Below are 13,032 nucleotides of genomic sequence, written 5' to 3'. Positions count from 1 at the left end.
CTGCTTTAAATTTCAGAACAACTTTACCTTCTTCCCAATTCCCAGCTCCAGAGCTTTTGTATATACCATATTAGCAGTCACAAGATCCTGTACTGCAAGCCCGGTGGAATCAAATATTGTAATATCATCGTCAGACAGGCGACCTTTTTTAACACCTGCGACAATTTCTCCAAGTTCTGCATGGATGTCTGATTCTGAGATTACTTCCTGCGACAGTGGCACATTTACCTCTCCGGAATGCGATGCCTGTACGATATCATCTACAATTATCCTTGCCTTTTTCATGATAGAGGACTCCAGTTCCTGTTTACCCACAGCATCAGCACCGATGGCATTAATATGTGTGCCTTCATGTATCCATTCAGCTTTTACAACCGGCTCTCTTACAGGTGTTGTTGTAACAAGGACATCGCAGTCACATACATCCTTAATACTCTGCTTTCGCTTAAAGTCGCAGCGGACTACTTTTTTCATATCCTTTTCAAAGGAATCACAATGACCAGTATTTCTGCATGTAATCTTAACTTCCTCGATATCCATTACTTCTGACAATGCAAGCAATTGAGTTCGTGCCTGGCCTCCTGTGCCAACCATTCCAACCACATGGGAATCTTTTCGTGCAAGATACTTTGCAGCAACTCCGCCTGCAGCACCGGTCCTCATGTCAGTTACATGTGTACCATCCATGATAGCAAGAGGAGCACCGGTTTCTGTGGAATTGAGAACTATGACGGCCATCACAGTTGGAAGTCCTTTTTCACGGTTATCAGGGTGCACATTGACTATTTTTACACCTGCAATATCTTTTACTTCCATAAACGATGGCATGGTACGCAGGTCTCCATTGTGATTTTCAAAATAGAGATAAGACTTTGGAGGCATCTGTACCTTTTTAAGTCCATGTTCCCTGAAACCATTTTCCACAGCAGACAGGGTAAGAGGCATATTGATTACATTTTTAACATCAGACTGATCAAGCCACAGAACATCCATTTCTACAACACTCCTTCTATCCAAAATATATGAAATATGTTGGTACGATAGAATAAAATACTGTTCATCCTAATTTTAGTGAATATATATTATATATTATAAGAAATGTAATATAATACGTGATGGAAAAGAATCCAAATGACATTTCAAGGAAAGACATTTCAGAACTTGTGAGTAAAGGAGAAAAACTACTGGAACTGCTGGAAGAAATGCCTGCGAATAACGAGCATGAATACCAGAAAAACCGGAATATTTTCACTTCTGAATATGTAAAATGGTATGCAAAATGTCTTCCACTCATTCGGAGTATGGTACCTGACAAAGCTACCAGATTTGAAAGTCTGTATCACACTAACAAACGTACGGGAATGAACGAATACACATATACTGTACAGGATTATATTCATGGCATCTATTTTAAGGACAGGCCAAAAAGCTATACTGATTCAATTATCACTAAAAGGCTGAAAGAACAGATGTCCATTTTGGAGACATCTGTAGCAAGAAGCAGTGATTTTACATTTGAAATGGAAAGCTTTGTAAAAATAAACCCTATAAATAGAGTGGATTCATCTTCTATTGTAAAACAAAATAAGCTAATAGATATCGATTTTTTCGATGATCATTACAATTCCATACGCACGGAAATTAATAGCTGTTATAAACAGGGTTTTTACATGGCAAGTCTTGAACTATCAAAAAGACTCATAAACAGCCTTCTTGTAGATCTTATAAGAAGCAATTTTCCCCTTGCAGGAGAAGGCCACAGATCCCTTTATTATGATTATCTGAAAGAGGACTTCAGGGATACGGATGAACTACTAAAAGCACTCTCTGATAAAAAACAGGACTTCAATATAAACCCTGAAGCTATTGATTATTTAATAGAACTCATCGGTCCCATGGAACCAAAGAAAAAACCGGAGTCCCATAGTTTCGGAGCTATCCCTAAAAGAGAAAATATCCAGGCTCTTAAAATTGAGGAAACTATGGAACTCATAATCGAAATTATTGATTTTATCAAGAAATAATTCATCTATTTAATTCCAGGAATAGTTATGACAGAGGATAACATATCGTTCAGGGAAGTTAAAAAAGAGAATCTGGAACTTAAAAACCGAGTTAAAGAGATGGAACTATCTTTTGATTCTTTTAAAAAAGAAAAGGAAAAGGAATTACTCCAAAAAACTGTTCTGCTTGAAAGATTAGTGAACTCTGTACCTGAACTTGTCCATTGGAAAGACGAAAATGGAAAGTTTCTCCTTTGTAACGCAGAACTGGCAAAATCCTTTGGAATGAAAATAGAAGAGATTATTGGGAAAACTGATTATGATATACTAAGCAAAAAGGATGCAGACGCAATTAGAAGAATTGATCAAAAAATCATCATGGAAAAACAACCCCATATAAATGAAGAGTTGATTACTTTTCCCGATGGAACTAAAAGGTTATTTGAAACTTATAAAGCACCCCTTTATACTGAAAAAGACGAATTTATTGGCACAATGGGAATAAGCAGGGACATAACACTGCAAAGAAAAGAAGAAGAAGAATTTACCAGAGCTCATGAACAACTTCTTTCGGTAATTGAAGCCTTCGATGACCCTGCATATGTTGCTGACCCTGTTACCTATGAACTTCTTTTTGCCAACAGGGCAATCAAAAAAGATATGGGAGAGAATATAATCGGTGAAAAATGCTACAGTGCCCTTCAGGGATTCGATTCACCCTGTGCATTCTGTACTAATCATCTGATATTTGAAGAGAATATTGGTAAAACTCATGTATGGGAGATACAGAACATCAAAACCAAGCGTTGGTATCGTTGCATCGACAAAGCCATCGAATGGCCAGATGGGAGAATGGTCCGATTTGAAATGGCTGTTGACATCCACAGGGAAAGGATGGCACAAAAGGCATTGCAGGAAAGTGAGGAAAAATACAGGACATATGTAAATGCTTCACCTCAGCCTATTTTTGTTATTGACTTTGAAGGAAAATGCATAGATGTAAATCCTGCGGCCTGTAAAATTACAGGCTATTCCAGAAAGAAAATACTAAATATGCATTTTTACGATCTGTTCCCAAAAAATGAAAAACTCCATCATGAAAACAATTTCAAGCAACTGAAAACTAATGGTCGATTCTCCGGTGAATTTGAAGTAGAAAATAAAAATGGAACTAAATTTTATCTTGTTATCGAAGCACTGATAATACCAGATAATCGTATTCTTACAATGTGCACAGATATCACGGGGAGGATAAAAGCAGAAGAAGAGATACTTCAGGCAAAAATTAATGCGGAAGCTTCAAACAGGACTAAGACCGAGTTCCTTGCCAATATGAGTCATGAGTTGCGTACGCCGCTAAATTCTGTGATTGGATTTGCAGACATGATGAGAAGTCAGGTGGCAGGAGATATTAACGAAAAACAGGCAGGATATCTGTCAAACATTTCCCACAGTGGAAAACACCTGCTTAACATCATAAACGAGATTCTGGATATTTCAAAGATAGAATCCGGGAAAATGAAACTATATAAAGAAGATGTATTACTGGTTGAAACCTATGCAGAAATCATCGCCACACTTCAGCATATTGCAAGCAGAAAAGAAATAAAGCTTGATGTTTCACCCTGGCCTGAGAATGAATATGCATATGCTGACAGGGCAAAACTGAAGCAGATACTCTATAACCTTGTGGGTAATGCCATCAAATTCACCAATGAAGGAGGTTCGGTGACAATAGGAACAAAAAATGACGGGAAATTTATCCAGATATCTGTTTCAGACACTGGAATTGGAATTGCACCTGATGGGTTAGAGAGATTGTTCAAACCATTTACACAGCTTGAATCCTTTGAATCTAGAACTTATGAAGGAACAGGACTTGGTCTTGCACTTTCAAAAGAACTTGTAGAGCTACACGGCGGAAAGATTACTGCTGAAAGTGAACCTGGCAAAGGAAGCACTTTTATTTTTACATTGCCATCTGCAAAAACAGCGGATTAATCATAAATATTTATAAACTTTTTTAAGCTCTTTGAAACTTACATTAAGTTCAAACTGATTCGAAGTTAAAGTAAATGTTTTATCTGTTTAGATTCATTTAGACTTATGGGGGCGTGAGGAGTCTATGAAAAATAACAACACATTTGTAGGTATATTAGTACTGTTAACAATCATACTGGTTACTATTGCCACTTTTACACTGGGATGTGCCGAACCACCGGAAATCCCTGACAATGAGTCAGTTCTTACTGAAGAAAACAGCAGTAAGTACATTTACGGGGATGCAACCGTAGAAAACATACAGATATTGATACTTGAATCATTTCCTGTCCAGGTGCATGTGACTGCAACAGGATACCTGCCTGATGGATGCACATCCATAAATGAGAAAACAGTCTCATATGATGAAGAAACAAAGAGTTTTACAGTTGAAATAACAACCATAAGACCGGCAGATGAAATGTGCACTGAAGCACTTGTTCCATTTGAAGAAACCATTGCTCTTGAGGTGTACGGTCTTGAAAAGGGTACCTATACAGTGGATGTAAATGGAATTACCGATGAATTCGAACTTCAGATGGATAATATTCCACAGGAATGAGTACTTCAGCTCATTCCTTTTCTGCCTTTGATGAAAGATTTTCCACATTCCTGATGCAAGAAAGAAGATCCTGCTTTTTGAATATTCCTTTCTGCATTATAAAAGACACATTCTTATCAAGTTCGTCTTTCTCATGAACATCAAGATCCTTTGCAGTACAGACTATTATAGGAATATCAATGGTACTTGGATGCTTCTTTAATTCTTTGATAACATCAAAACCATCTATTACCGGCATCATGAGATCAAGTATAATTACATCAGGAGAGGATTTAAGCGCCTTTTCAATACCTTCTTTGCCACTTGAAGCCACAATCACGTTGTAGCCTTCCGTTGAAAGCATGGAATCCATGAGTTCCAGCACAGAAGGTTCATCGTCTATGGCAAGTACATTCACCTTTTCAAATGACTTAAGTGTCTTTAGTCTGTCAAGTGATGAAAGAAGTCCTTCCCTGTCAATTGGTTTTACGAAATAATCAAAGGCTCCCCATATCACACCCAGATCCCTTTCATCCACTATGGAAACAATAACGACTGGTATGTCCTCGGTTCCTTTTTCCTTTTTAAGATTCCTGAGAACATCCCATCCATCCATTTCAGGCATCATTATATCAAGGGTGATTGCGAAAGGATGAAGTTTCTTTGCAAATTCAAGAGCCTCTTTTCCATTATCTGCAAACCTGACATTGTAACCTGCATCCCTTAATGTAAAAGAAAGAATTTCCTGAGATTTTTTATCATCTTCAACCACAAGAATGAGTGGACGGTAGTTATCTTCATTTTCAACACTTTTAATTCCGGATGTTATTGGACAGACTGTCCCACTTACCTCATACTCTTCAGTAGTTTCACCATTGGATTCAGAGACACAGACAGGAGAACTTGCATCAAAATCAATAGGTATCTCAAAGATAAAAGAAGAACCAGAACCTATCTCACTCTCAACCCATATATTTCCATGATGCTGTTCTATGAAATTTTTAACCAGGACAAGACCAAGCCCCGTACCCTCATAAACCCTGCAGCTTGATGAATCTATCTGGGTGAATGCCTTGAAGAGTTTTTCCTGATTCTCTTTTGATATACCTATTCCATTATCCTTTATTTCGACACGTACACAATCACCCTGCAAAGTGACGTAGATAAAAACAGAGCCTTCATTGTCTGTAAACTTGATAGAATTACTCAAAAGATTATAGATAATCTGTTTGAATTTTCCTTTGTCTGCATTTATTGTAATTGCATCAGGAACCATGTTGATTTCAAGATTGATATCCTTTTTATGAGCCAGTGGAGAAATAATTGATTTAATCTCATCCAGTGAATCACCTATTTCGAATTTTTCCGGATGAAGTGTCATCTTTCCGGCTTCAATCTTGGAAAGATCTAGAATATCATTGATAAGACTGAGCAAATGTCTTCCACTCTTGGAGATATTGCCAACATACCTTTGTTGCTTACCATTAAGGGAACCAAATGTTTCTTCTGCCAGTATATCTGCAAATCCGATAACTGAATTTAGAGGAGTACGCAGCTCATGGCTCATATTGGCAAGGAACTCACTCTTGGTACGGCTTGCTTCTTCAGCTGTTTTTTTTGCAGCCAGCAGGGCTGCTTCAGCTTCTTTCCTTTCAGATATATCCACTAGAACACCGGCAATATGAAGTGGCTCTCCTTCCTCAGAATACTCAACGACCTTACCTTTGTTGGAGACCCATCTATATTTGCCATCCTTTCCACGTATGCGATATTCACATTCAGCCACATCGGTTGTTTTATTAATAATATTTTCAATTGCTGATGCTGCACATCCCAGATCAGCAGAATGAATTTGCTGTTTCATCCAGTCAAAACTACTACCTATCTCTTCCTCATCAAATCCAATTATGTCTGCATATCTTTTGTTAAAAATAAGATAATCTTCCTTAAGGTTTACATCCCATGAACCCTCATTGCTGCCTTCAAGAACTCTTTTAAGGTGCTGTTCACTTTCCCGGAGAGACTTTTCCATATATCTCCTTTTAAGCACCATTGCCATGAGTGTTGAGTACATATTCAGGGTATCAAAATCATCATCATGCCACTGCCGTGTTCCTTCAACTTCATCCAGACCTACAAATCCTATAAGTTTGCCTTCTGTGAATACCGGGAGAACAAGAACTGATTTTATGTCCTGCATCTCAAGTATTTCTTTTTCAGCAGAAGCTTCGGGAGGTAATGATGAAATATCATTTATGTTTATCATTTCATCATTCTTCAGCCTGGACATCCACCATGGGAACATATCAGCGGGTAAATCCTGTAATTCATCTTTCTGGGCTTCTATACCTTCTGAACACCATTCATGAGTATTGCTCATTGTTCCATCATTTTCATTGAAAACAAAAAGGTAGACACGATTTGCTCCGCAAAGAGTTCCAATTTCCATCAAAGATATGTCTATTGCCACATCAACATCCCCGGGATATGTGAACATTGAAGAAACAGTAAGCATTGTCTTTTCAATGGAATGTTTTCTTTTCAGTAGCTCTTCAGCTTCATTCTTGGAAACGATTTCATTTTGAAGCTTGGAATTCAGGTTATTAACATAGAACACACTTGCAATTGCAATTATAAGCAAAAACAGTACACCTGCCAGGAAATATTTCATTCTGTCGAGTGTTGCCATCAGGTCTATTTGACCCTGATAAGGGCCTTCATTTATTTCCATCAGGCACTGAAGTACTGAACTGTAATCCTGTGGCACTGTCCAGCCGGCAACATCACCGATCTTGCTGTCAGGCGAGAGTGAAGAAGGCATGCTGAGTAATGAAACAGAAACTCTTTCTGAAATCGATTTTGACGTATGGGGACATTTTGCAATTACCCAGCCAGGATACAGTCTTGTGCTTACTAAAAAAGGATAATCATCATAATTCTGCGGGTGAACAACTTTGAGCTCATCAAAATCAATTTTATCTTCCATGTACATTCTTTCAAGAATACCGGAAGGAACTATCCCTACATCATAATCTCCATTTAATACTGAATAAACTATTTCCTCCGGGTTATTATTAAAGTCTAAAGATGCAAAATCATTTTCCGGAAAAATACGATGTTCTGTAAATTCCCTTTTTGCAAGCCACCATCCTTCTTTGGAAGGAGTTTCTACCACAAGAAAAGAAAGCCCCGTGGTGTCAGGCAAATTTTCAATATCTTCCCGATCATTCTCAGTAATAATTACACTACCCAGAAAAGATGTTAAGTCCTGTACCACATAATCCGGTGGCAGATATGTAACGGTTTCCATAGTTGCAATATTACTAATTCCATTAGAATACTCAAGAGTAACATATGTTGCCGGATCAACAATTACAAAATCAATTTCATCAGATGAAATTCCTTCCTGCATGGAATCAAAATCCATAGGAACCATATTGAATGTGAACTCCGGCATTTCAGATGACAGGTATGCATCAGTGCCATTAAGTCTTGCAAAAGGCTTGACATGTAACTCGTCTGACAGCACAGCAATAGTGATTGTATCTTCTTCAGCTAAAGCTCCCGGACTAATGGTACTCAAAAGTATGATAGATAAGAAAATGGAAAATGAAATCAGTTTTTTCAACTTTTTCAAGTTCATCTTCACATTCCCCCCTTACAAGAACCAGAAGAGTTAGCTTCACCGGATGGCTTTTCAAGTTTTCCAAGAATACCAAGAAGATCCTCTTTTGAGAATGCACCCTTTTGAAGTATGGTGAAAGCATTGCTGTTAAGATAGTCCGCCTCATCAGACTCTATATCCTTAGCAGTGCATACTATCAATGGTATGTTTATTGTCCTTGAATCAGATTTTAATGTTGATATAACATCAAAACCGTTTACATCAGGCATCATCAAATCAACTATCAGGACATCGGGATGAGTTTCAAATGCCTTGCTGATACCTTCCTGACCACCACCGGCAGTAATCACACCATATCCGAATGAACGTATCATCTCGGAAAGCATTTCAACCACCATTGGATCATCATCGATAACCAGAGCCTTAAACGATGTTTTTCCGGACTTTGTAACAAGATTAGAAAGAAGTCCCAGCAAGCGATCAGAATCGACAGGTTTTGTCAGGTGATCCACAATACCAACAATCATGCCGATATCCTTTTCACCAAGTGATGAAAGAACCAACACTGGAATTGAAGACGTGCAATCGTCTTTTTTCAGGTTTTCCAGTATTTCGGTACCATCCATACCAGGCAGATTCAGATCAAGAGTGATGGCAAAAGGATGCACTTCTTTTGCAATTTCAAGTGCTTCTGCACCATCTTCTGCCAGAATTAACCTGAAACCTGCATCGTTTAACATAAAACTCAGAAGTTCTCTGGAATTCGGATCATCTTCCACCACAAGGATAAGTGGTTCCGAGCCATCTGAATTTTCCGGTTCAAGAATTACCAGATCATCTGCCGAACTTATTGTTGACGTTTGGACGATATCTTCTGAGTTCTCATCTGTAATCAATCTGGCATTTAGATCCTTTTCTTTGAGATTCAGAGGTACTTCAATATAGAATGTCGAACCTTTACCCTGCTCACTTTCAACATCAATTGTACCACCATGAAGTTTAAGAAGGTTCTTTACAAGAGCAAGGCCAAGACCTGTACCCTCAAACTTCCGTGTACTTGCCGAGTCAAGTTGTACAAATGGATGGAAGAGTTTTTCCTGGTCATCACTGGATATACCAATACCGTTATCTTTGACACTCAGCAAAAGTATCTGGTCTTTCATTGAAATATCTACATGAACTTTACCATTATCAGGAGTAAATTTTATTGCATTGCCAATTATATTGTACATTATTTGTTTCAGTTTGCTCCTGTCGGCGTTTATGAAAATACTCCTGGGTCTCATGTTGAATTCAAGATTAATATTTTTCTTTGATGAGAGTGGTTTCATCATTAGATGGATATCAGATACCAGATCAGAAAAATCAAATATTTCATAGAAAAGTTCCATCTTTCCTGCTTCTATTTTTGAAATATCCAGAATATCATTAATCAGATTCAACAGGTGTTTTCCACTATGGGATATGTTTGCCATAAACCTGCCTTGCTTGTCATTAAGTTCTCCAAAACTTCCGTCAAGCAACAGATCAGAGAAGCCTATGACTGAATTCAGGGGAGTGCGCAGCTCATGGCTCATGGTTGCGAGAAATTCGCTCTTAGTCCTGTTTGCAGCCTCCGCGTTAATCTTTGCATCAATCAGCTCATTTTCAGTTTTCTTTATGTCGGTAATATCTATGAAACTTTCAATGAAGAGTTCACGGCCAGATAGATTAACAATTTCCACAGATTTCAGAATAGGGACTTTTGTACCATCTGAACGTATAATCACACGTTCTGATGTGTCAATGGACTGACCAAGATCAGTAATCGGACAACTACCAATTTGACTGGGACAAATGAATTTATGACACAGACTGCCTATCAGGTCTTCTTTTTTATGCTGAACTATTTCCAGAGCAGTGATGTTAACATCTACTATCTCATGAGTATTGGCATCGATGACAACTACTCCACAATTTATATTGTCTATAATAAGACTCATCCTTTCCTGATTTTCATGTTCCAGTCTTTCTATTTCTTTTCTTTCGGTAATATCACGAATGATAAGCTGGACTATCAAGTCTTTTTTATCCACAAGAGTAGCACTTACTTCAGCATCTATCTGTTCTCCATTTGCTTTTTTTATCTGAATCTCAGCTTTACTGAAGTTATATTTTATTGAATCCCTGATAATTGTATGTAGCAATTCCAGCTGGTCATTATTTACCAGATCATTTAATTCTATGCCAACAATGGCATGATCTGTTACACATGCAAAAGTGCACGCTTTTTCATTAAGATCCTGAATCATTCCATCTTTCACGATAAAAATTGCATCATTGGAATGTTCAAAGAGTAACCTGAACCTGCGTTCTTTATCGCGAAGAAGGTCTTCGGATTTCTTGCTCTCAGTAATATCCCTGAAACTAAGAATTCGGCCAATGACTTTGTCTTTTCCAAATAAGGGGAATGTAGAAACTTCAAAATATGTATTATCAGTGAACTGTAAAACAACAACATTACTTACTGTAGTCATGTGATATTTTCGCAACATGGAAAACAGATGATCATAATTGACAATTCTGTCTTTAAGATGATTAAATAGCTTAAGGCCATCTTTCTCAGCAAGTGTGTGTTCCGGAATATCCCATAGTTCAATAAACTTAGATTTGAAATGAGTCATTTTGTAGTTTTCATCTATGACAATGACACCTTCAGAAACAGATTCTATAATTGAAGAAAGAAGACTTTCTCTTGCATTGAGAGTTTCAGCCAGATGATCTATGCTTGAAGCAAGTGATGATATTTCATCATTTCCCGGAATATCTGTACTTTCATAAGATGACAGATCAGTCTCTGCTGCATCTACATTGTTCTTTAGGATGGTTAAACGGGAAAGGATGCCATTTTCCAGAAACACAGTTCCCGCTGTTCCATAAAGAATACCTGCAAAAATGATTGCATAAAGAAGATAAGCAAATGTGGCCTTAGCCTTCTGGTGTATTATACGCGGACTGGGCTCTGTAGAAATCCTTATTTTGACAATAAGTATAACCATGACATATCTGTCAAGGTTATGCACTAATAGTTTGAATTTTACTTCTTTCAGTTGATTCCAATACTTTTTTGCCCTTATTTCCTCACCATATTTCCTTTTCAGGACAGAGAACATTGTTTCAACCAGATTTCTGTTATGATACAAATCTTTATCAAATTCCCATACCATTTTTCTGCGGTACCCTCCTTTTATTCTCTTCCTCTTTCTTTGTCTCAAAGGAATCATGGCTATGGATTCAAGTTGTTCTCTTGTTAGTGAATGTATATTTTCAGAATCGTATCCTTTATCCATCACATAGTACTTTGATCTACGAGTTTTATGGCATTGCCGCAGCAATGCCATTGCATGCTTTGCATCATGAACTGGTTTACCTGATATCCTGAATCCAGTAATTATGAACTTTCCAGTATCAACAGAGATACTTGTTTTCAGGAAAGATCTTCGCTTCTTTCCCGTCCTCCAGGAATAATAATAGCTACAATGTCCACTAGTAAATCCGCTTGAATCAATAGCAGTGATCTCTATTTGTTCTCCATGGGAATAGAACAGCTTTAGTGTTTGGTGCAATAGTCCACTGAAGTAGATAGATTTTAGTCTTGTAATGAATTTGTGGAGAGTAGTAAAATGTGGAATCTGTTTTAGTCCAATTCTCTCTTTAACTTTATCCATTAATTCTACAATTTCTACGATATCCCGATAATCTTCATCAAGATACTCTTTCAACAAAACCAATGTCAAGAGCTGATGCTGAGTGTATTTTCTTTTAGAATATTTACAGCTATATATCTGGAGGTGTGAGTTTCCTGATACAGCTAACGCTGTATCAACAAACTTTAAGTACTTATTAGACAAAACACAATCATCCCCTATGTGTTTTCTGTGGTAAGTAATACTCAGGGGATTTATTATTTTTAAATTAGTATGCTAAAATAAAATCCGAAGTAGGTTTTCTACAGAGCCGCGGACTGGATATTTCAAGAAGAAGGGCGGGTTCCCCATAAATGTCATTAATCACAGTATATCCAAGAACAGTATTCTCGCTAATTGGTTCGATGTGAATCTTTTCAGGAGTAGTTGTTGACAAAGCTATTTTATTAAGAGTACTTTCATCTAAACTGGAACCTTGCAGGACTTTATAGTTCAATGGAGTATTGTGTACATCTGTAAAGAAGTCGGCCATTTCAGGAGTAAAATAATATCCGGTTATAAGCGTACCCATGGAACTGGAATTACTTAATGAATCCTTGATAGGACGTGATGAAAAAATAAGAGGACCTTCAGGCAATATTATAATACCAGAGGGAGCATAGTTGTTAGATTCTGATGGTAATAAGGGATTTTCCCCCGAAAGTATTGAAAGCAATTCTGAGGAAAATTCGGTTTCTGTTTCCTGATAAGAATCATATGTTTTTTTGAAAACAATATTGTTGGAATTATCAAGAAAGACTATCATATTAAGATGCATTGCTTTCATGTCTTCATTTTCCAGATTAGACTCGACATAAGTAGAATCATTTGTTGACATGAATTCACTTGTAGCCACACTAGAAGCCATTCCCTGAGTCAGCATTTCAAGGTTAAAACTTGCCTGTTCAAAAAACTCTGTAGCTTTATCCATGTCATCCGTAACAGTCTGACGTTCAAGATCGTCAAAACTATGGAAAATAATCGAACCTGCACTGATATACAAAGTAAGAATCAGGAAAAATAGAGTCAAACTGAAAATTATCAATGTCTTAGAGCGTAATTTCATGGCTCAACCTCAAGAACTATTACGCAAAAAGA

General features: G+C 37.4%; 7 protein-coding genes and 1 pseudogene. 3 read left to right on the top strand and 5 right to left on the bottom strand.

Going from position 1 to position 13,032, the window contains the following annotated elements; genetic code table 11:
• Positions 1 to 12: 12 nt before the first annotated feature.
• Positions 13 to 993, bottom strand: coding sequence for an alanine dehydrogenase (ala, locus tag V7O61_RS05075; RefSeq protein WP_407282546.1), 981 nt, complete (start codon positions 991 to 993; stop codon positions 13 to 15).
• Between the two features lie 122 nt (positions 994 to 1,115).
• Between ala and V7O61_RS05070 the strand changes: the two genes are divergently transcribed.
• The 3 genes from V7O61_RS05070 to V7O61_RS05060 all read left to right on the top strand — a co-directional run bounded on the left by V7O61_RS05070 (position 1,116) and on the right by V7O61_RS05060 (position 4,605).
• Positions 1,116 to 2,024, top strand: a complete 909-nt coding sequence (locus V7O61_RS05070; RefSeq protein ID WP_407282547.1) for a hypothetical protein — start codon at positions 1,116 to 1,118, stop codon at positions 2,022 to 2,024.
• A 27-nt stretch (positions 2,025 to 2,051) separates the two neighbouring features.
• Positions 2,052 to 4,004: a PAS domain-containing sensor histidine kinase gene (locus V7O61_RS05065; RefSeq protein ID WP_407282548.1), complete on the top strand. Its 1,953-nt coding sequence runs from the start codon at positions 2,052 to 2,054 to the stop codon at positions 4,002 to 4,004.
• Between the two features lie 124 nt (positions 4,005 to 4,128).
• Positions 4,129 to 4,605 (top strand): hypothetical protein, encoded by a 477-nt coding sequence (locus V7O61_RS05060; protein ID WP_407282549.1) that lies wholly within the window; start codon positions 4,129 to 4,131, stop codon positions 4,603 to 4,605.
• Positions 4,606 to 4,615: 10 nt separating this feature from the next.
• On the opposite strand, the gene V7O61_RS05055 is transcribed toward V7O61_RS05060, so the two are convergent.
• The 4 genes and pseudogenes from V7O61_RS05055 to V7O61_RS05040 form a co-directional block, all read right to left on the bottom strand.
• On the bottom strand, positions 4,616 to 8,227 hold the full coding sequence (locus V7O61_RS05055; protein WP_407282550.1) for a response regulator: 3,612 nt from the start codon (positions 8,225 to 8,227) through the stop codon (positions 4,616 to 4,618).
• Between the two features lie 2 nt (positions 8,228 to 8,229).
• Positions 8,230 to 10,725, bottom strand: a complete 2,496-nt coding sequence (locus V7O61_RS05050) for a response regulator (RefSeq protein WP_407347479.1) — start codon at positions 10,723 to 10,725, stop codon at positions 8,230 to 8,232.
• Positions 10,726 to 11,208: 483 nt separating this feature from the next.
• Positions 11,209 to 12,099, bottom strand: a pseudogene (locus V7O61_RS05045) (IS5 family transposase); the annotation flags it as partial.
• Positions 12,100 to 12,163: 64 nt separating this feature from the next.
• Complete coding sequence (locus V7O61_RS05040) at positions 12,164 to 13,000, bottom strand: CHASE4 domain-containing protein (RefSeq protein WP_407282551.1); 837 nt, start codon at positions 12,998 to 13,000, stop codon at positions 12,164 to 12,166.
• Positions 13,001 to 13,032 lie beyond the last annotated feature (32 nt).

The organism is Methanolobus sp. WCC1 (assembly GCF_045690315.1).
Lineage (GTDB): Archaea > Halobacteriota > Methanosarcinia > Methanosarcinales > Methanosarcinaceae > Methanolobus > Methanolobus tindarius.
Note: the sequence above shows the minus strand (reverse complement) of the source record. Positions and strands in the feature narration are given on the sequence as shown.

Coding starts and splice junctions, on each gene's coding strand:
- ala (WP_407282546.1), bottom strand. CDS start 993: ATGGATGTTCTGTGGCTTGATCAGTCTGATGTTAAAAATGTAATCAAT.
- V7O61_RS05070 (WP_407282547.1), top strand. CDS start 1,116: ATGGAAAAGAATCCAAATGACATTTCAAGGAAAGACATTTCAGAACTT.
- V7O61_RS05065 (WP_407282548.1), top strand. CDS start 2,052: ATGACAGAGGATAACATATCGTTCAGGGAAGTTAAAAAAGAGAATCTG.
- V7O61_RS05060 (WP_407282549.1), top strand. CDS start 4,129: ATGAAAAATAACAACACATTTGTAGGTATATTAGTACTGTTAACAATC.
- V7O61_RS05055 (WP_407282550.1), bottom strand. CDS start 8,227: ATGAACTTGAAAAAGTTGAAAAAACTGATTTCATTTTCCATTTTCTTA.
- V7O61_RS05050 (WP_407347479.1), bottom strand. CDS start 10,725: ATGACTACAGTAAGTAATGTTGTTGTTTTACAGTTCACTGATAATACA.
- V7O61_RS05040 (WP_407282551.1), bottom strand. CDS start 13,000: ATGAAATTACGCTCTAAGACATTGATAATTTTCAGTTTGACTCTATTT.